This is a genomic window from Cohnella algarum (assembly GCF_016937515.1).
Classification (GTDB): domain Bacteria; phylum Bacillota; class Bacilli; order Paenibacillales; family Paenibacillaceae; genus Cohnella; species Cohnella algarum.
The window spans coordinates 3,663,487-3,682,922 of the sequence record NZ_JAFHKM010000002.1 but is presented as its reverse complement, the minus strand read 5'-3'; the positions used below and the strand labels follow the sequence as shown (position 1 = coordinate 3,682,922).

Here is a 19,436-nt window from a genome sequence, read left to right as displayed (position 1 = left end):
TCATTCCAACTCCGAATCCATCTCCAGCCGCGTGTGGGCGTCCAGCCTGCGGTTCAAGTCGAGATCGACGAGCAGCGTGTCGTTCGGCATCGCCTTGCCCGCGTTCATCGTAAACAGGGACGGCTCGGTCAGCACCGTATTCATGCCGAGATACGTGTACAAGTCCAGATACATCCACGGCTGGAGCCAGACGAGCCGCGCTTCGGTATGCGCCGGCTTGAAATCCTCGATAAGCTGGAGCAAAAGCGTCTTCTCTTTTTCGCTCGGGGCCTGATTCGGATGAAGCAGCACCGTGAACGTAAACGGATCGTCGCCGTACAGCCGGTCCACCAGCCATCTGAACTCGGCCTTCTCGCGCAGCTGTTTATATTGAAAAGATTCCACGACGATAGGCGTCAATCCCGTGAAAATCTCGACCGCCTTCTCGATGCCGCGCTTGGTCCCCCGGTAGCGGTACAGCTCCGGCGCGAACCGGATCAATCTTCTGACCCATTCGTCGTTCCAGTTGTCGTCGACCTCCATGCCCAGCCAGGAAGCGAGCCAGCGAAGCATCGCCCCTTCGGCCCTTTCCCTGTCGAAATGGCCGGCCATCCCGTCGATCTGCTCCTCGACGCTGTCGAACAGCGTGCCGAACAGGGACAAATAGCGCTCGAGGAAGTCCCGGCTCTCCTCCTCTTCCTGGTAAACCGCGGGCAAATAAGAGATTAACGTGTCCCGGGGAAAATAAACCCGCATTTTCCGCAGGATGGGCGTAAGCCGCTCGCTGCCGAGCCACTCGATCTGCAGCCACAAATACCGCCCCTTCGCTTCCCGAAACAACGCGTCGGACGGGTTGACGATCGGCTCGGACCAGTAAGGCGCGAGCGCCGCCCTTTTTTCGTCGAGCGATAAGTCCTCCCGCCCGAGCCAGTCGTCCACGTTCCGCAGCGTCCCCTGCAGGACGAGCTTCGGGGAATCGGAGGCAAAATAGCGCACCCGCAGCTGAGTCCCGTCCGGGATCGCCGCATCCAGCGTGAACTTGTGCCAGACGGTTTCGCTTTCCGCGCTGTCCAGCGCCCGGGACAGCCATGCGCCCTCCGGTGCGCCCGCGCCTTCCCGGTTCAGCATTTGGGGCTGCAGATCCAGCATCGTAATCGTGCCGTTTTCCCTGTTCAAAATGTACATCCGGTCGGAGGCGTCGATCGTCAGGCCGTCGGTTTTGCCCCGAAAGCCCGCCACCCGGCCGACGAGCTCTCCGTTTTCGCCGAAATGGAGGATGAAGCGATCGTCCTCGCCTTCCGGACCGATCACCCTGGAATCCCCGACATAAATTTGCCGGCGCGTGTCGACGCCGATGCCGGCAAACGAGAACGGCGGCAGCAGCATCCGGGTATGCAGCGCGCCTTCGGGCCCGAAGGCGAACAGCACGCAGCCCGCGCTGTCGAACACGTACGCGTCGCCCCCCGGAGAAACCGCCAAATAGGAGATGCCCGGCTCGCCCGTTCCGTCTTCCTTGATCTTGGCGGAAAACCGGCTGTCGGCGAACGCCGCGTCCACCGTTCCGGCCAGCGTCAGGCGGATGAGCGTCAGCGGCAGGCGTTCCCGCGTTTCACCGGAACCGGAAGGTTCAAGCGACGGAGTGAGCGCGTACACGAACCGGTCGTCGCTCGCCAGCGCGAGCGGCTCGAAATAGCGCCCGTCGAGCGAGTTTCCGCTCCGGCTCCATTTGACCTGGCCGTTGGCCATGTCGTAAGCGGTCAGGGACGGCTCCCCTTCCGGATCGGCCACCAGCAGCGTGTCCCCCGAAACGGAAAGCTGCGATGCGGCGGAAAACAGCCCGTGTCTCGGCACGAAAAGCCGCTCGTGGTGGCGGCTGCGCCGGTCGTACACCCACAAGTCCCCGCTCTCGTCCAGCAGCACGAGCCTGCCCAGCGGACCTACGGCAAACGCGGCGATGCCGCCTACGCCCTCCAGCGTTTCCAGGTGCAGCGTATCGATAATTCCGTATTTTTGCCCGCTTTGCAGCCGCACGCCGTCTTCGCCGGCATCCAGATTGACAAGCCAGCCTCTCTTCCGCCAGTGCTCCTTCCGGTTCAGCGAGAAAAAAGTCGCGCCGCTCTCCAAGCTCTCCCCTCCTTTGCTGCGTAATCGAAACCGCCGCCGATGCCGGGTCCGAAGGACGGCCCCGCTTCAGGCCGCCTTTCCGCTTCGCTCCCGGCCGGCGGGCGGCATGGCTCACACTTGCGTCCGGCTGATCAGCTCGATCCGATGCTCGCCGGAATAGACCAGTCCGTTCGGCGGCAGCAGCACGTCGCCCGACGCCGACTTGACCGCGTGGCGGCCGGCCGCCTCCAACCATAGATCCTGTACGTAGGCGACTCCTTGCACCCGGCTGATGGCGCTGTAAATATCGCCTCTGTACACGGTCTTTCCGAACGGCCAGCCTTCCTCCGGATCGCGAATCCCGACCGGCCGGAGCAGCCGGTTCAGCGTCTCGACGATTCGCTTGCTCTCGCCGGCAAACTGGGGTTCGACGACGACCATCGCATGCACCGCCACCTGTACGTATTCGGGGGCGATGACGCGGACCTCCGTCGTCAACAGTCTCCGCTCCTCCAGATGACCCGCGATCGTCCGCAAATAGCCGGCGCTCGGCATCGGCGTCGCCGCTTCGTTGTCCGGAACGGCGACGACCGTCACCGCTCCCGGCGCGGGGAGCGAGCTGCCGGGCGCATAGCCGGGAATGACGTGCACCCTGGCGACTTTGAGCCCCGGAGTCGCGCGGGTAATCGCGGCGTAATCGCCGTCGGTAACGGCCCGAAACGGCAAGTGCCGCTCAAGCTGCACCCGCTCGACGCATTCGTTCAAGGTCTCCGCCTCGACGCCCCCGTAGCCGTACCCGGCATTCGTCACCGTCATTCCCGCCGCCCGCTGGGTCGGCGATTCCCAGCCGGTCAGCAGGTGCGGCTGAATATTGCCCCGCTCCCCTCCGCCGAGCACGCAAACGATCAGGCACAGGTTCGGCTCGCCGCAAACGGCGGGAATCGCGCCGCTCTCGTCGTTGCCGAAGCGAATCTCGCCTTTTTCCCGATCGTACACGAAGTGGCGGTCAAGCGGACCGGACCGGTCGAAATCGTCGACCGGCGTCCAGTCCTCCCACAGCCATTCTCCATGCCCTTCGCCGGGAATGCCGACCTGCAGCCTGAATTCATCCTTGCGCCTAGGGACGAGCTCGTGCAGTTCGAATTTCTGGTTCGGAAGCCCGTTGCTTCTGCCGATCCATCTCCGGCCGCCGAACGAAGCTTCCGAATGGATCCGGCGCACGTTGCCTTTGCCCGCAGGCGGAATTTTTCCGCGGACGCCGTCGCCGAACCGGACGACCCGCGAGCCGTCCGCGCGCGTCTCCACGACGAATCGGCACTCCTCGGGTCCGGCCCCTTCAAAGCTCGCCGCCTCGCGCCATTCGCGCCAGACGCCGTCCTCCTCGCGCACCTGAACGCGCAAATCGCCGCAGCGGCCGAGGTACGTATCCGCCTCAAGGCCCCAATTGCGAAGCCCCGGCGAGTTGAAGTCGAGCGCTTCGCTTTTCGTATCGCGGTGAACCGCGACCGCCGTGTTGAGCAGAAGGCCGTCGATGCGGGGCGGCGATTCGTAGCCCGGCTCCTCCAGCGTGCAGCAAATCCAGTAGCGCGGGCGGTCGTTCGCCGGATGAACGATGACCGGCAGCAGCTGCGATTCGAAAAAAAACGTGATGCGGCCGCTGTAGGTCATATGCACCGTGGCGTCCTCGTACGTTTCGAGCGGCAGCCAGCCGGCCTGCCGCGTGCGCTCGTCCAGGCCGTAGGCTTTCCAGGACACTCTCGCGGACGGGACGACGCGGTCGCCGCCGGAAGGAGGCGAACCCGCCAGCTTGACGGACATCGTCACGAGCTGGCCCGGCAGCGGCTCGGCATCGAGCGCCACATACAGTCGGCTCCCCCGCTCCGCCCCGCTTCCGAAGGCGAAGTACGCGATGTCGCCTTGCGTATTGGCGGCCGTCACATCGCTCGCTTCCCGTTCCGTGCGGGTGACGACCCGCTCGATGGCAAGCGGCAGCAACCGCACCTGATCCGCCGTTTCGAACGTTTCATCCCGCGCCCGCAGCTTCGTTCCCTTCGGCAGCGTCACGGGCGTCCGAATCGAGCCGAACGAGGCCTCCACAACGGCGGACGCCGCCTCCCTCGGCGCCTCGCCGAGCAGATCGAGAAACTTTCTCCGGTTGCGTTCCGGAATCCGGCTCAAATAATACTGCTGCATTTCGGTCAGCCAGGCGAACAATTCCAGCATCGTCATGCCGGGGTCGTGCGCGTTCTCGTCGGTCCAATCCGGCAGCCGCCGGGGGATGGATCGCCTCGCCTCCTGCAAAATGCCTTCGTACGTCCGGTCGTCGAGCGGAATGCGGGGCAGCATCGGCCGTCCTCCTTTCATGCGGATCTAACAGAATTCGCGATTCAAGCCATCGTTACGTTCAGCCGGTGACGGCCGCCCATGACGATGCCGTGGGGAAAACGCTTCAGGTCGTCGGGCGGAATTTCCCTCGTTTCGCCGTTTTCGGCAACGCGGGCGGTCAACACCAGCTTGTCGACCGACTGCACTCCGCGCACCGAATGGAGCAATCCGTAAAACGCGGAAGCGTGCACCGTCTCCCCGATTTCCCAGCCTCGTCCGTCCAGTTGGCCCGTCATCGTGTCCAAAAACGAGTCCAGCCGGCCCGAGCAATCTATTTCGACCGGGACGATCAGGTCGGCGGAGGAGACGTAGACCGTCGCGGAGACGGAAATTTCGATAAGCGCCGGCGCCAGCACCGAAAACCGGCCGGCGCTCCCGACCAGATTCGGAAGCTTCTCCTTGAGCGCCCGTTCCACCGTCCGTTTGATTTCGGGAAAATGGGCGATTCCGTTCCTGCCGCCGTCGGGCAGGACGACGACGGCCACCCGGCCCGAGTCCTTCCGAAGCAGCGCATTCCGGTTCGGCAAGCAGCGGACTTTGGCGACGGACGGCTCGGCCTCGCGCACGATCCACTCCACGTCCGACGCGGAGACCGCGCGGTTCTGGTGCTTGAGCTGCTGCGGACCTCTGCGAACCGCCTGCTCCAGCCGCTCCGCGTCCCCGCCGCCGACCGCCGAAAACGGATTGGCGATGCCGCTGACGAACGCGATCGGCTGCATCATGCCGGTCACCTGGCCGCTCCCGACGTTGCCTCTCGCCCCTTCGGTCACCTGGTAGGTGACGCGGATTTTGCCGGCCCCTTGTTCGGGGGGGCCGCGCCCTTCGTTCCGTCGCCGAACCGGATGCGGCCGGTCGCCGATTCGATCGCGTAATGGCGATCGAACGAACGCGAGCCGACGAGCGAGGCCCTTTCCTCCCAGCGGACCCATACCCGGCCGATTTGCCCGTCGCTGTCCCGGATGACCTCGTATCCGTCCTCGTCCATGTCCGCCAGCGCCTGCTCGCCGACAAATCCGGTCTCGTCGACCCATACTTCCTGGCTCACGACCGGAGCCCGCGAAAGAACGTAGCCGTCCTTCGCCGCCTCGGGCAGTTCGTCGCGAATCGTCCGTCGCTGAACGACGGTTACGGCGTTCCGGTCCAGTCTGGCGACGGCCGGACACGAAGCATCCGGTTCGCCGTACCGGCCGTCCCGGTTGACCGAACGGAGCCATACCCGTTCCCGGCCGAACAGGGGGAACGCCTCCATCTGCGCGGGACCAGCGAATTGCACGGCGCCGGACTGGGTAAACCCGTTCGTCTCGTCGCTCGTCCGCAGCGGCGTCCATGACCGGGCGCCCCCGGCGTCCCGAATGAGCGCCTCCCATTCGACAAAGGGCGGCTCCCCGTCCCCCGGGCTGCGGCGTCCGAGCGAAAAGTGAAGCCGAATCGGCCCCTTGGCCGGGGGAAGATCGAAGCCCCAATAGACGGCGGGGGCCGGACAATCGATCGGCGCGAACGCCTTGAAGACGTCTCCGCCCTGCCGGACCGTCGCGGTCCGGTCAACCCATTCCGCGTTGTTCAACGTCAGCGCCTCCCACGGCTTCAGCCGCGTTTCCGCCGAATAACGATAGGAGAACGACGTTTTTTCCAGCCAGGGAGACATATATTCGACCATCGGGTCCGTGATCGGATCCATCGACAGCACCCGAACCCGCAGCCACAAATCCTCGTTTCCGTTGACGTACGTCGGCGCCCAGTCCTCCGGGCAAACGAACTCCACGAAACGAAGGGCGGCCTCCTCTTCGGGAAGCTCCGCGAACATCGATTCGTAAACTCCGCTGTCCGGGACGCGGACCCAGCCTTCGCCGTTCCAATACTCCCACTGCACCCGCCGGATGGCGACGCGCTGCGGCGGCTTGGGCTCGAATTCCGACGTCCGCATGATCATCCGCCAGCGGATTTCCGGATCGGGAGCGTTCCTCAGCACGTTCCCGACGTTTCGCGCCAGGAACGTCATCCGCAGTCGGCTGCCCTTTTTGCTGAAGGCTTCCGGGCACGCGACATGAAACACCGAATAGGGGACGAAATGCTCCCCGAACGGGTGAAACCCCGATTTTTCCAGCTCCAGATCGTTATAATACAGCGCCGCCGGCAAAATGCCGCCGGGATCGCGCTTGACGTCGTGGGAAGCCCGCAGCGCCACTTGGTCGAAGGCGGGCATCGCGGTCAGGGCCGGGGAGGCGGTTTCGTCCTCCGGCCGTTTCCGGACGCGGCAGCGAATCCACCTTCCTTCCGTTCCGTTAACCGTCGCGGGCTCGAGCGGTCCCGCCGTCGTCTTCCAGAGCGTCGTCTCCTGCCGCTCCCACGTCACCCGGTCGAACGGAACCCATTGTCCCTCCCGGTACCAGGACCATTCCAGCCAATCGGACCGGGCCATCGCTTCCGCCAGCTCCGGCTCGGCATACCTTCTTTCGGCGTTGTGCCAGACCAGCGTCACTTGAGCCGGACGATCGAGCAAAAACAGCTCGTCATGACGAAAGTAAAGGGCATGCTCCTGCAGATCGTCCCCATTGACGGAAAAGAGCGGGTAACCGTCCGGGTCCGGCGCCTCCGGGAACGCCTCGGCGCCGTCCGCGATCCGGACGATCCGATCGCGCCCGGGATGGACGTTCACCCAATCGGTCAGCCGGGCGGGCGTCACGAGCAGCGCCGTCTCCGTCTCGAACGGGATCGCTTCCCCGTCGTCCGGGCTGGGCGCCGTCAGCAGCGTTCCCTGGGGAATGTACACAGGTTCCCGGAATCCTTCGTTCAGCGAGAAAACGACCGTCGTTCTCGCCGGCCGGGCGGGCCGCAGCCGGACCTCGAGCATATCCAAAAACGAGATCAGGTTGCCGAGCGGCACGCGATTGAGCCGCTTCAGGTTTTCCTGCAGCATCTCCGCCGCCAGAAAAAACAGCGCGGTCCCCGCATCCGGATCGTCGGGGGAAAACCGCCATTCCGGCGTATAATGAGGCGCCATCGCCTTCATCTGCTCGACGAACGCGGCCATGTCTCTTCCGTCGATCGTCGGAGGCCGAAGGGCTCCGCCTTGCCAGGCTTCAGATTTCATCGCGCTCGTCTCTCCCGATTATTTCGTCCCCTCCTCCAAATAGAAGGGGTATACTTGGTTGAATAAATTGTTGGTCGATCTGACCGTATACTGTACATGCAGCTGAAGACGGCCGGGGTCGGACGGATCGACCTTCGCCTTGACGCCGACGTTTTTGACGCGCGGCTCCCACACCGTAATGGCCCGCTGGGCGTCGCTTTCGAGCAGCCGGAGCGTCGTGGCGTCCATTGTGCCGAAGACGTAATCCCGCAGGCCGCAGCCGAAATCCGGGCGCATGAGGCGCTCTCCTTTGGACGTCATCAAAATGATCCGGATCGCCTCGGCGATATCGTCTTCCCCTTCGGACAGCAGCATCCGGCCCGTCGTGGCGTCCGCCCGCACCGGAAACCGCCAGCCTTTGCCGAGAAACGGCGTTGACATCCGGTTTTCCCCCTTTTCGCCGCCGTCCTCGAACCGCTCGCGCGAGTCCGCGAAACGGCTGGCGCTAGTTGATTTTCACGAGCGAGCCTTTGATATTGACGATCCCGTCCGCCTTCAAATCGAGCGTCGCCCCCGCCTTGATGGACATTTGGGCCGAGGCCTCGAGACTCACCTGCGTCGCTTTCAAGCTGACCGAATTGTTTGTGTCGATGGTGATCTGTCCTTGATTGTTGAGCGTAATTTTGGTCGTGCCCGCCTTGATTTCGATCGAATTGGCGGTGGCGCCCTTCAGGGTGACGGACTGCTGGTCGTTCTTCGTCGCGAGCGTGACGGATTCGGCCTGATCCGCGATTTCGAGCTTTAAGCCCTTGTTCGTCTTAAGCGTGATTTTCCCGTCCTCGGCCGTATCCTGAAAAACGATTTCGTGCCCCGCTCTCGTGCGAATTTTGCGGATATCGTTTTTTGGGTGCTTGGCGGGCGGCTTGCGGGATTCGTTCCACAGGCCGCCGATCACGTAGGGCTGATCCAGATATCCGAGATGAAAAGCGACCAGCACTTCGTCCCCCACTTCGGGAATGAACAGCGTTCCCATGTCGGAACCGGTCATCAGCGAAACGAGCGGCGCCCAATCGGTTTCGTGCTCGTTTTCGCGAATCGGGAACTTCAGCTTGACCCGCCCGAGTCCGTCCGGGTCGTCGATATTGGTTACGGTCGCCACCATGACGCCGTTTACCGTGCCTTCTTCCGAGGCGTCCCTGTCCCATTCGCCGGATACGTTGAACATCATATGGCGTTCCCCTTTACGGTAAAGCTCGTGGTATAACCGCCGGAATCGATCGCATGCGTAACGCTTGCGAGCAGCATCGGCTGGTTGAATTTCGGCCCGAGGCCTTCCAGCTTGACGAAACGTCCCGCCCGCAGCTCGGGAAGGCCGATGCACTGGCCTTGGCCGGTAACCAGGTCCATGCCGCGCTCGCTCATCAGGGAGTCGGCCAATTTTTGCGCGGCCATCGGAGTCGCCACGTTGCGGTACACGTTTTCGATCAGATGCCTCGACAAGGCGTTCATCACGTCGGGCCCCGCGCGGCCGTTCGTGCCGATGATTCTCATCGGCCGGGAAGCGCCCGAAAATTTCGCGTTCGTTTTCCGGTTTACGCCGTGAACGACGACCTGGCTGACCTGCTTCGTAATGTCCACTTCGGCGGTGTAGCTGCTCAAATTTTTGCCGTACATGAGCGTCAGCACCGGATCCGAGTTTGCCGCGGATTCCCGGAAATAGAGCGTTTGGCCGACCACGAAAAATTCGAAAAATTCGTCCTCCGCCAGCTTTTTCAGAAAATGAAAGTCGCTTTTGCGGAATTGCTCGATCGTCTTGTGCGTCTCCGTCGTTTCCTTGACCTGCAGCTGCAGCCCGTATTTGCCGCCGATCTCCTTGACGACGTCGCTTACTTTGACATCGTGCCACTCCTTCGACTGGACGCTGCGCATCATCAGCATCGACCGGTCCATCCCCGTCACCGATACCGTAGGCTGGCTCTGTTCCGGATAGTCGAGGGTGATGCCGGTGATGATGCCGTCGAACAGCGTAACCAGCTTGTCGGTGTAGCCCATTTTGACTTGCAGGGATTTGCCGACCTCGATCAGCGAGCCGACCCACCGGAACTCGCGGCTGACGGCGTTATAGGCGTTTTCGATCCGGAATTGGCAGTGATCCGCCCGTGTCTCCGTCGTCGTGTCGACCCTTACGCCGGAAACGGCGGCCTGCAGCAGGTTCAGCTTCTGGCCCTCGATAGAAATTTCGAAGGCCGGCGCGAAAAAGCCGCGGTACGTTTCCTCAAGCTCCGCGAACGTATACGTCTTGTTGTCGATCATGCTGCCGCGCCCCCTATTCCAGCCTCGGAACGATGAGCTTGCGCCCGACCGGCAGCTTGCGCGGATTGTCGATGCCGTTGGCTTCCGCGATCGCCCGCCACATGCCGGGGTCCTCGTACTCCTCGGCCGCGATCGTCCACAAGTGCTCTCCTTGCCGGAGCGTCCTTTGCTTCGTCCGGTCCGCCGACTGCCGGGGCGTTTCCTGATATTGCTCGGTCATGCCCTTGACCGCCCGAAACGTGACGTTCAGCGTCGCGCGTACCGGAATCCCCGACTCGAGAAACATCGTGAAGCGCTGCGAAACCTTTTCCACGACTCCGGTAAAATCCAGCGTCCCCCAGACGAACCGGCACGTCGGCGGCGCATGCAGATCGCTGTCCACCGCGAGCAGGCCGGTAATCTGATCCGTGAAGCGCCGCACGTCGCGCGTCTCGTAGCCGGGGTCGTCCCCTTCCTCCGGCAACCGCTCGAACGTGTCGAAAAACAGGTCCATCGTCAGCGATTCCGCTTCCCCGCTAATGAACTGCGCGATCGGCGACTGCAGGCCCGGTATCGTCTTCCAGGCGAAGCTGTTGCCCGTCTGCAGGCTGTATTCGTTCGGATTGAAAAGCACTTTGATGTTTTTCGGCTCTTCGTTCCGGTACACTTCGATTTCCGCTTTTACCGGTCCCATATCGCTTAACTCCTTGTCAATATCCGCGAAGCCGCTGCTCCAGCTTCATTCGCTTCATCAGCGCTTTGTACACCTGGTCCGCCAGCTTGTCCGGATGCAGCTGCGGCATTTGGCTCAGCGCCTGCTGCAGCTGCTTCTCGTCGATCGCCGGCGGCGCTTCGACGACGACTTCCCGCGGCGCGGCCGGCGCGGCGGGAGCGGGCTCCGGCCGCCGCATTTCGAGCGCGGCCGGCGGGGCGGCGCCGCGCTTGCCGGGGCGCCGCCGAATGCGGAGCCGCCGCCCGGGGCGGCTGCGGCCGCGATCGCCGCGGCCGGGCGGACCGGCGGCGGGGCGAGCGACCGCCCGATCAGCGGCGGCCGCGCTCTGGCTCGCCGGCCGCGTTCGGCGGCCGGGAATGCGCCGGCGGCTCCGGCGCCGGAATCGGTCCCGGTCGCGGCGGGGCCGTTCCCGCGTTCGGCGGCGACCGGGACCCCGGAGAGCCCGGGAAACGGCGAGCCGCCAAGCTCCCGATGGCCGCCGTCAGCCGAACTGCCGCGCTTCCGGAATCCGAGCATGCTCCGGCCCTCCGTTTCCGAGGCTCCGCTCATGCTCGGGATTCCCGTTGCCCGGGATATGGCCGAAGGCCCGTTTCCCGCTTCCCGGAGCCCGATCGCGCTCCGGCTTCTCATGTCCCGGGCGACGGCCGGATTCAGAACTCCCATGTTCCGGAATCCGCCCGTATCCCGGCTTCCCGCTTCCCGCAGGCCGGCCAAGTTCCGGCTTCTCATTTCTCGAACGCCGGCCATGTTCAGAACTCCCGCGTTCCGGAATCCGCCCGTATCCCGGCTTCCCGCGTTCCGAAGCCCGGTGAAGTTCCGGTTGGCCGGCAGCCGGAACATCGTCCTGCTCCGGACATCCCCCGTCCAGCCGGCGTCCACCATCGATCCGCTTCGCTTCCGGGACCCGGTCATGCTCGGACCCCGTCGTTCCCGGGAATCGGCTTCGGATCGCCATGCCCGCCATGCCGTATTTCCCGAAAGGGAGCGGCTCGGGTAAAATTTGGGCGCGCGGCCGGCGATCCCATGCGGGTTCGGCGCCGAGCCGGGTGCCGGTCGGCCTTTCCGGCCCGCCGACGTTTTTTGCGCGATTCGCTGGGCAAACGCGAGCCGGCCCCCGCCCGGCAAACCGCGCTCGAGCCTCAGCCTCGGCGCCTGCGTTCGGAGCCGCTCTTCCCCTTCCGAAGGCGCCGTGCCGGCTTCGGATCCGTTCGGGCCTTCCCCCTTCGAATTGCCGCCGGCCGCCTTCGCCTCATGAACTTGACGGCGAGGGGCGACGGTTCGCGCGGCAAGTCCGGTTTCCGCCCCGGTTTCAATCCCGTTTTCCTGCATCGCCGCTCGGTCTTCGGTCCCATTCGAACCGGCTTCGGCGCTCGGGCCTCGAAGCGGTGAAAGCGATCCTTCCGTCTGCGCAGCCGAATCCGTCCCGCTCGTCCGGGTTCCCGCGACGCGGCCGCCATCCGGAAACGGCGCGTCCGGTTGCGTTCCCGCTCCGAAAGCGCGCCGCCCGAACGCGAAGCGCTCGGCGGCCGGTGCCAGACGGCCGATCAGCTGCATCGGCTTGCCGCCGACGACCGCCCGCCGCCAGCCCGCTTTCGCGGGGTTCCCGGCCGCCGGCGGCATGCCGCTGGCAGCCGGAGAAGCCGACGGTCGGCCGCTTTCCGTCGGTTCTTCGGCCAGCCGCCGGCCGTTTCCGCCCGATTGCCGCCTTCCGACATCGTTCGGTTTTACCGTTTGATGCCGGCCGGCTTGCGGACGGCCGCTTCCCCGGAAAGCCGGCAAGCCGGTTTCGCCCGGCATTCCGGCCGGACGGCCGGGGTCGCTCTCGGATGACACCCTCGACCCGGTTCCGCCCAGCCTCTCAGCTTCTCTTAGCAGCCTCAATCCGGTTCCGCCCAATTGCCGCAAAGCGAAGCGGCTCGCCCGTTCCGACGGCGCGAAACGCGTCATCGGCCCGAGCGCCGTTCGGGGCGGCGGCATCCCCGGATTCGGTGTCCGCCCGGCGGCGGAAAATACGAGCCGTCCTTTCCGCGCGGGCAACGGCATCTTTCCGGCCGTCGCCGACGCGTCCGCCGCGGCGCCCGCGCTTGCCGTTCCCGAACCGGCTCCCGAGCCGTTCGGCCGGACGGCGGACTCCCTCCGAACTGCGCCGCGGTCCCGCCCGGGAGCGCTCAAGGAAGAGAGCCCGCTTAGTTGCGAAATCCGGGAGATCATCCTTGCCGGAGCAGGGACGTCGGCCTTTACGAAGGGAAGATCCGATCCGGGAGCCGCGGCAAGGAGCCATCGGGCGTTTGCCCTTTCTTCATTGCCTTGCCGCCTATTCGGAAACGACAGGTTGACGCTCGTGCCCGGACGGATGACCACCCGATCCGGCTGCCTTGCGAACGTCAGCTTCCCGGATCCCGAATAAAGGAAAGATCGGGCGCGCGAACGCGGCCGGCCTTCAATTTCAACCCCTTCGTCGCCTCGCGCCGCGGAGAGCCGTCTTTCGGCGGTTTCCGCTTCGGAGAAGCCGGAACGCGCGTCGCCGGACGGCCGACTGCGTTCGCCCTCGCTCCCGTCTTCCGCGGATGTTGGAAAAAGACCTTCCGAATCCGGCGAATTCCCCATCCTTTTCGACGCGTTCCCGCCATCGGCCGGGTTTCCTTCGTCTCCCGGCGTTCCCGCTCTTTTTCCGGATCTGTCGCCGGCTTTCTCACGGTCCGTTGTTCCCTCTTTCGCCGCGCTTCTGCCGGACGCCTTTTCGAGCCGGGCATTTCGCTCGGGGCGGCCCTGCCGTTCCGGCGAAACGGATCGCGGCCTCCCGGAAGCATTCGATTCCTCTCTCGGCTCCCGCGATTGCGGAGGCGGCGCGGCCGGCGTTTCAGCCGCCGGCGACATCGCCGACGATGAGTTCCCGGACGAAACCCCAGACGAAGACGATGACGACGCCGAAAATGTTGACGATGCAGCCGTAGCCGACGGGTCCGCCGCCGCAAACGCCCGACGTCCGCCGGTCCGTACCGGTTCCTTCGCGGAATCCGCCGAAGAATCCGAATAAATCCGCTCCGCCCCCGGCGGCCGGCCGAATCCGGACGGTCGTCCGCCGGCATCCTTCCGGTTGTCCTCCGAACTTCAAGCGGTCCGTCGAAAATCGCGCGCTTCAGCAGCGCCTTGCGAAGCTTGACCGGCCCTTCGGCAGAAGCGGATGGCTCGATTCCGTCCGCCGGCCGCAACGAATCTTCGCCGCGGCGTGCGAGGGCTCCGGGCTTTTTTCTCGCTAACAGCGGCCACGCGGCTTTGCGAAAAAGCGCCCCGGCAAACTCGGACAACGCCTTGCCGCCCCTCCGCTCGCGCCCGGCTTCGAAAGCGCGCGCCGCGGGCATCGCCCGCTCGGCTTCCGATTTCGGGCCGGAACCGGAAGAAGGATCGTGCTTCGCCGTCCGGCTGCCAGTCGGCGATAGCTGCCCATTGGGCGCGAACGCTCGGCCGTCCGAAGACGGCCGGCTTTCTCCCGGCGCACGGCCTTCTTGCGGCGTCGGCCTTCCTAACGCCGGTCTGCCTCGCGGCGCCGGTCCTCCGCGAGGTTCTCGGCTGCCTTGCGAGGCCCCGCCTTTTTCGGCCTTTTTCCGGGTGACCGTCCCTGCCTCAACGCCCAAGCCCGAACGGAACGGTTCATCCCGCATATCTGCCAGGTAAACCGCCTCCTCGGCGACATCGCCCTTCTCGCCGACCGGCGAGCGCATCGCGAACTCCCGCAGCAGCCGCTGCTCGCGAATCATGCGATCGGCTTCGCGAATGACGAAAACGTTCCGGTTGACGATCCGGACGTTTTCCACGATTCGCTCTTTTTCCCGGACGATCGTTCTCTCGACGACCCGATCCCTCTCCACCACCCGTTCGCGCACTTCGACCGCTTTTTCCCGTGTTGCCGGTTGCGCCAGTGGCTGAATGCGAACGCGGATGACGGGGCGTTCTTCCGTTTTCTTTCGTTTCGGCCGGGCGGCCATGCGGAACGTCAAATTCGCCGGGCCTACGGACCGGCGCGCGAGCGGACCGTATTTTCCGAGAAGAGACGCCGCGAAATATTCATGCCTTGTCATCCCCCGAACATGCTTCCGCACGCGCTGTTCAAACCGCTGCATGGCTGACCTCCCTCCCGAATCGTTCAAAAAAAGGACGAGAACATTTGTAGTCCGCTGGATAGACTTCTTGGGCCGCGAACCCGCTACAGCCACGCCATGTAGTCCGCTGGATGGACTTCTTGGGACGCGAACCCGCGGCGACGCCACCTCTCGCGAACGCTATCCGCCGGGCAGGCTTGGTCGGCGCTAACTCATCGTCATGGCGGGGGCCTCGAATCGCTATACAGCCTCGCACCCCTATCTACGTCCGGTTAATCAGCTTGATGCCGTTATGGACAAGCTCCACCGTCTCGATCGCCATGTCGCTCGACAAGGCGTTCATGCTCGGACCTACCCATTTGACCGGATAGGCGTCGAAAAAATTCCAACGGCAAAATTCGATGCTGTCGTTCAGGGTCCCTCTCCACTGGTCGGCCTTGCCGTTCCAGCGGCTGTCTCCCTCTTTGTACGAGCTTTTGTATAAAATGATCGACCCGCTTTTTCGCCTGCGCACCGTCGCCCCCTGGGCCGATTCGTTGTACCATTCCCAGAGCTCGGGAGACGAGGTCAGGCCTTTTCTCAACACGATGCGCGGATGGCGGATGCCTTTCGGGAGCCGGTGAACGAAGCCGTTCATTCCGCCTTCGCGGTATTCCTCGATTTCCGTTTCCGCTTCCAGCCCCTGCACTTCGGAAAAGCCCGCCACCTCCAATCCTTCCAGCTCGATGCCGAAGCGGATCGCTCCCCCGTGCAGCACTTGATTGTTCATTCGCGTCGGCTGTGCGCCTTCACCTCTTTCCGAACACGTCGAACGGATTGTCGCGCCTGTCCGAGTCCTCGTTGAGCTTCCGGTTCATTTTCGAAATTTCGTCGCACCATCTGCGGCGCTCCCGGTGGTCCATGTTCATGATGTCGTCATGGGGCCAATGGAAATAATAGGCGATGAAGCCGACTTCCTCGTAGATCCGGTCGATCGGATACGCTACGAGAGGCCCTCCGTTACGGATAAAAAATCGACTTCCACCTCGAACTCGTGATCGCATTTCGGACAAGCGGCGTGCAGCTTCGGCGGCTCGATGTCGTTGATGTGACGGTACAGATTTTGCAAATAGGCCAGATCCGCCGTAAACAGCTTCTCGATGATTTTCGTGTCGATATGCTTGACGTCCCCGAGCCGGGTCACGACCCGGGCCAGCAAAATGATCGTCAAATAGCCCGCGTTCTGCTGGACTCTCGGGTCCCGCATCGGCAAAATTTCGTCGGCCGCCGTGGCGAGGCGCATGACGCCCCTCCGATGCAGCGTGCCGTGCTCGTCGACGTAGCCGCGCGGGAGCTCGAACTCGTATTCCGTCTGAAAGGCCATGTTGCCGGTTCCTCCCCCATCTTTCGTGTAATGCGGCGCTTCCGCGCATCGCGATATCCCGCCGATGAAAAAACGCGAACGGAAAAAATGCCCGTCTGACGCAAAGAAGGCTGTGCCTCAAGCGGAAAACCCCTCAGGACAGCCCCTTCGCCGCCCCTTGCGGGACGATGTTTTATTGGGTGCGCGTCATGCCCTCGTGCGCAAGCTCGAGCAGCTCGATCGCCACTTCCGAGCCCTGCCCGTTGAAATTCGGCGCCGTGTAGCGAACCGGCCACGCTTCGATGACTTGCCAGGTGGCGACGTCCGTGCCTTCCTCGTCGATGGCGATAATCGTAACGGTCTTGCGTTCGATCGTGCCGTTTACGCAATCCTGAATCCATTCGTAAAGCTCGATGGAATCGGTCGCGCCCCATTTGAGGCTGATGTTGCCGTAGCGCGCGAGGCCGGGAAGCTTGCGCGGAGTGATCACTTCGTTGCCCTCGCGGTACTGGATGACGTCGAACGAAGCGTCAAAGCCGCTCACTTCGCTGAAGCCGGCCTGCTGGAGCCCTTCGATCTCCACCCTGAATCGAAAATTGCGATACGGATCCGTACGTTCTGCCGACATGAGTATCCCCTTCCGTTCATCGGGCGGCGCGTCTTGCGCGCCGCCTTGGATTTATTCGCGATTCGGAAGGCGGGACTTGCGCCCGTCCCTTCCGATTGTTCGAGCGGTCATTCGTTATTCCGTGCCGGTTCTTTGCGTGATGCGGAAGATGACGAACTCCGCCGGCTTCACCGGAGCGACACCGATGACGCAAATGAGGCGGCCGTTGTCGATATCGTCCTGGGTCATCGTCGATCGTCCGATGTCGATGTAGAACGCCTCCGACGGGCTGTTGCCCATCAGCGCCCCCGACCGCCAGACGCGGGTCAGGAAGGCGTCGATCGTCCGCTGGACGCGAGCCCACAGCTGCTCGTTGTTCGGCTCGAACACGACCCAGTTGGTGCCGCTCTTGATCGATTCCTCCAGGAAAATGAACAAGCGGCGAACGTTGATGTATTTCCAGAGCGAGTTGGAGGATACCGTCCGCGCGCCCCATACGCGAATGCCTTGCCCCGTAAACGAACGGATCAGATTGACGCCGGCCGGATTGAGGATATCCTGTTCTCCCTTGTTGTACTGGACGTCAAGGCCGACGACGCCCCGAAGCACTTCGTTGGCCGGCGCTTTTTGCACGCCGCGGACGGTGTCGGAACGCGAGTAAATGCCGGCCATCGTGCCCGACGGCGGAACGAAAATGTTGCGCTTGTCCAGCGGGTCGAAAACCGAAACCCACGGATTGTAAAGCGCCGCGTAGCTGGAATCGAACAGCGCGCGGTGCGTCAGCACGTCCGCCACCTTCGTCTTGTCGCGCGGGATGTCCAAAATCGCGAAGCGGCTGCCCAGATTTTCGCAATGGGCGACCAGCGACAGCTGGACGTTCGCGTCGGTTACCCCCGGCACGGCGATAATGCTGACGACGTCGTTGTCGATAAACGACTGGATGCCGGTCCGGCGACCCGGACCGCGGTCCTCGCCGATGAAGTCGGATGCCGCGACGCTCGCGACGGAGCCGTCGCTGCCCCCGGTCAGAACGAACGCGATTTTGCCTTCCGTTTCGCCGGTTACCGTCTCGAAAGGGGCGACCGCTTCGCCGGACGCGGCGGTTGCCTGAATCGCAACGAGATTGGAGCGGCCGGCGACCTTGTCGACATAGCTCGGAGCTTCGGGATTGAGCGAAACCTTCTCGAACGTCTCCAGCTCGTCGCCGTATGCGATTTGAAGCGTAAACTCGCTCGTGGCGAGCAGCTTCGTCGGCAGCAGCGCGGAGTCGACGACGTCGCCCTCAAGCGGCTCCGCCAGCTCGATGACGTTGTCCTGCACGCTGACGATCCGGTTCCACTGCTTCTCCGCGCCGTCGTAAAACGAAACGACGTCCCCGGCGTAAAAGCCGGAAGCGTTTTTGACGCGGTAGCGCTTGTCCGTCACTTCGTAGATTTGCGTCTTTGCCTTGCTGTCGGGCGTTACGGTCACGTTGATCAGATTGCCCCAAGCTCCCGGGTTTTTCGCCGTGATCGAAAGCGCTTCGGCGACGCGTCCTTCGGCCGCCGCCGGCTTGGCGTCGGAAGGCGCCACCCGCATGACATAGCAGCGGGAGCCTCCGTTCGTGAAAAACTGGTCGACCGCGTACGCCAAAAAACGATAGCTGCCGAACGCGCTCTCCGACAAATAGGAACCGAACGCGCGGTGAAAATCGGCCGGGCTCGTAATCAGCAGCGGCAGGCCTTCGACCGGTCCGCGTTGGGCAAGGCCGATGAATCCGGCCGTGCTCGTGCTGACTCCCTCCAGCGGCTTCGCTCCGCTTTCAAACTCCTCCACATATACCCCAGGCGACAAATAATCGGCCATGATCCCCGGTTTTCCCCCTTTGATTCGCGTCATGCCTCCGGCTTGCCGCCGTCGCCAATCCGGGAAAACCAGTTCCTCCTCTCCAGGTTTGGGTTTATCAAATCGTCGACCCGGCGCCGTCGCAAGGAGGGCGGCCGGAATCGACGTAACGCACGTTTAGTGAAGCGCAAGCCGAAGGTTCAGGGCCAAACGAACGGCCCGAGCAGGGCCACGCGGCCGCCTTCGGCCGTCCAAACCGCGGAGACGGTTCGGCCCCCGTATCGGAGCTCGGCCCGAATCCGGCAGGCGGCGGGAAGCGTCCCCCGAAACGGCAGAACGACGGTGCCGTCCCGATCGCTGCGGGTCATGACGCCGGGCAGCAGCCGGGCACCCCGCTCCCAGGATCGCTCCAGGGGCGAAACGAGCGAGAGCGCGAATTCGTTCCCGCCGCAGTCCCGCACCTTGCTCCATTCCGCGGCTTCCCCGTCCCGCCCGCGCAGGACGATCGTGTCGCCCTCCGCAAAGCGGCCGTTCCCGGGTACGTACCGAAGGGCGCTTGCGCCCTTTGGCGCTTCTTCCTCCGCTACTCTCCCTCTGACCGCGCTCTCTTCGTCGACATAGGCGGAAACCGAGACGCCGGCCAGCGGCGTTCCGAGCTTGTCCGTTATCCGGAAGACGAGCCCGGTTCCCGCGGGGGGAGCCGGATGCAGGCGGTTCGGAAGCAAGCAGGCCAAGACGATCGGGGCCGCGGGCGGCAGGAGCGACAGATCGGCCGTCTCGCTGAATTCCAAGTATGTAGAAGATCGAATGACGATCGTGCACCGCCTCGGCTCGACATCGACGAACGCAAAGCTCCCGTCCGAGGTGCGGATCGGCTTCCGGTCCGTTTCCGCCAGGCTTACGCGCACGCTCGGGCTTGCCGCCGCCTTTCCCGTCCAAACGTCGATCGGGCGGACGACCAGCGAGCACCGGGTGACGGAGGTCGATTCGGCCGGCGCCAT

General features: G+C 63.9%; 16 protein-coding genes. All 16 read right to left on the bottom strand.

The genetic code is table 11. From position 1 onward, the window contains the following. Complete coding sequence (locus tag JW799_RS16445; RefSeq protein ID WP_205430705.1) at positions 1-2,103, bottom strand: phage tail protein; 2,103 nt, start codon at positions 2,101-2,103, stop codon at positions 1-3. A gap of 111 nt (positions 2,104-2,214) precedes the next feature. Next, positions 2,215-4,428, bottom strand: coding sequence for a putative baseplate assembly protein (locus JW799_RS16440; RefSeq protein WP_139787144.1), 2,214 nt, complete (start codon positions 4,426-4,428; stop codon positions 2,215-2,217). A gap of 41 nt (positions 4,429-4,469) precedes the next feature. After that, positions 4,470-5,198 carry a hypothetical protein gene (locus tag JW799_RS16435; RefSeq protein ID WP_476695928.1) on the bottom strand — a complete coding sequence of 243 codons (729 nt, stop codon included), beginning with the start codon at positions 5,196-5,198 and terminating at the stop codon, positions 4,470-4,472. Positions 5,199-5,233: 35 nt separating this feature from the next. Continuing rightward, positions 5,234-7,558: a baseplate J/gp47 family protein gene (locus JW799_RS16430; RefSeq protein WP_205430701.1), complete on the bottom strand. Its 2,325-nt coding sequence runs from the start codon at positions 7,556-7,558 to the stop codon at positions 5,234-5,236. A gap of 18 nt (positions 7,559-7,576) precedes the next feature. Further along, the gene (locus JW799_RS16425; protein WP_080834182.1) at positions 7,577-7,978 is read right to left on the bottom strand and encodes a GPW/gp25 family protein; all 402 of its coding nucleotides are present in this window, start codon (positions 7,976-7,978) and stop codon (positions 7,577-7,579) included. Between the two features lie 64 nt (positions 7,979-8,042). Then, positions 8,043-8,765: a phage baseplate assembly protein V gene (locus tag JW799_RS16420; protein ID WP_080834185.1), complete on the bottom strand. Its 723-nt coding sequence runs from the start codon at positions 8,763-8,765 to the stop codon at positions 8,043-8,045. Further along, the gene (locus JW799_RS16415; protein ID WP_080834188.1) at positions 8,762-9,850 is read right to left on the bottom strand and encodes a phage late control D family protein; all 1,089 of its coding nucleotides are present in this window, start codon (positions 9,848-9,850) and stop codon (positions 8,762-8,764) included. Before JW799_RS16415 ends, JW799_RS16420 begins: the two co-directional genes overlap by 4 nt. A 13-nt stretch (positions 9,851-9,863) precedes the next feature. Beyond that, on the bottom strand, positions 9,864-10,523 hold the full coding sequence (locus JW799_RS16410; RefSeq protein ID WP_080834191.1) for a CIS tube protein: 660 nt from the start codon (positions 10,521-10,523) through the stop codon (positions 9,864-9,866). Positions 10,524-10,637: 114 nt separating this feature from the next. Next, complete coding sequence (locus JW799_RS16405) at positions 10,638-12,734, bottom strand: hypothetical protein (protein WP_205430699.1); 2,097 nt, start codon at positions 12,732-12,734, stop codon at positions 10,638-10,640. Between the two features lie 212 nt (positions 12,735-12,946). Next, positions 12,947-14,683 carry a hypothetical protein gene (locus JW799_RS16400; RefSeq protein ID WP_205430697.1) on the bottom strand — a complete coding sequence of 579 codons (1,737 nt, stop codon included), beginning with the start codon at positions 14,681-14,683 and terminating at the stop codon, positions 12,947-12,949. Between the two features lie 241 nt (positions 14,684-14,924). Next, positions 14,925-15,431, bottom strand: coding sequence for a phage tail protein (locus tag JW799_RS16395; RefSeq protein WP_080834195.1), 507 nt, complete (start codon positions 15,429-15,431; stop codon positions 14,925-14,927). A gap of 19 nt (positions 15,432-15,450) precedes the next feature. Then, a complete protein-coding gene (locus tag JW799_RS29685) occupies positions 15,451-15,705 on the bottom strand; it encodes a DUF6760 family protein (protein ID WP_139787145.1) in 255 nt (84 codons plus the stop codon). Beyond that, positions 15,645-16,025 carry a hypothetical protein gene (locus JW799_RS16385; RefSeq protein ID WP_080834197.1) on the bottom strand — a complete coding sequence of 127 codons (381 nt, stop codon included), beginning with the start codon at positions 16,023-16,025 and terminating at the stop codon, positions 15,645-15,647. Before JW799_RS16385 ends, JW799_RS29685 begins: the two co-directional genes overlap by 61 nt. Before the next feature lie 172 nt (positions 16,026-16,197). Beyond that, positions 16,198-16,632: a phage tail protein gene (locus JW799_RS16380; RefSeq protein ID WP_080834199.1), complete on the bottom strand. Its 435-nt coding sequence runs from the start codon at positions 16,630-16,632 to the stop codon at positions 16,198-16,200. Positions 16,633-16,746: 114 nt separating this feature from the next. Beyond that, positions 16,747-18,456 carry a phage tail sheath subtilisin-like domain-containing protein gene (locus JW799_RS16375; protein WP_080835447.1) on the bottom strand — a complete coding sequence of 570 codons (1,710 nt, stop codon included), beginning with the start codon at positions 18,454-18,456 and terminating at the stop codon, positions 16,747-16,749. Positions 18,457-18,635: 179 nt separating this feature from the next. Next, complete coding sequence (locus tag JW799_RS16370; protein WP_205430695.1) at positions 18,636-19,436, bottom strand: hypothetical protein; 801 nt, start codon at positions 19,434-19,436, stop codon at positions 18,636-18,638.

Coding starts and splice junctions, on each gene's coding strand:
- JW799_RS16440 (WP_139787144.1), bottom strand. CDS start 4,428: ATGCTGCCCCGCATTCCGCTCGACGACCGGACGTACGAAGGCATTTTG.
- JW799_RS16430 (WP_205430701.1), bottom strand. CDS start 7,558: ATGAAATCTGAAGCCTGGCAAGGCGGAGCCCTTCGGCCTCCGACGATC.
- JW799_RS16425 (WP_080834182.1), bottom strand. CDS start 7,978: ATGTCAACGCCGTTTCTCGGCAAAGGCTGGCGGTTTCCGGTGCGGGCG.
- JW799_RS16420 (WP_080834185.1), bottom strand. CDS start 8,765: ATGATGTTCAACGTATCCGGCGAATGGGACAGGGACGCCTCGGAAGAA.
- JW799_RS16415 (WP_080834188.1), bottom strand. CDS start 9,850: ATGATCGACAACAAGACGTATACGTTCGCGGAGCTTGAGGAAACGTAC.
- JW799_RS16410 (WP_080834191.1), bottom strand. CDS start 10,523: ATGGGACCGGTAAAAGCGGAAATCGAAGTGTACCGGAACGAAGAGCCG.
- JW799_RS16400 (WP_205430697.1), bottom strand. CDS start 14,683: ATGCAGCGGTTTGAACAGCGCGTGCGGAAGCATGTTCGGGGGATGACA.
- JW799_RS16395 (WP_080834195.1), bottom strand. CDS start 15,431: ATGAACAATCAAGTGCTGCACGGGGGAGCGATCCGCTTCGGCATCGAG.
- JW799_RS29685 (WP_139787145.1), bottom strand. CDS start 15,705: ATGCGATCACGAGTTCGAGGTGGAAGTCGATTTTTTATCCGTAACGGA.
- JW799_RS16385 (WP_080834197.1), bottom strand. CDS start 16,025: ATGGCCTTTCAGACGGAATACGAGTTCGAGCTCCCGCGCGGCTACGTC.
- JW799_RS16380 (WP_080834199.1), bottom strand. CDS start 16,632: ATGTCGGCAGAACGTACGGATCCGTATCGCAATTTTCGATTCAGGGTG.
- JW799_RS16375 (WP_080835447.1), bottom strand. CDS start 18,456: ATGGCCGATTATTTGTCGCCTGGGGTATATGTGGAGGAGTTTGAAAGC.
- JW799_RS16370 (WP_205430695.1), bottom strand. CDS start 19,436: ATGGCGCCGGCCGAATCGACCTCCGTCACCCGGTGCTCGCTGGTCGTC.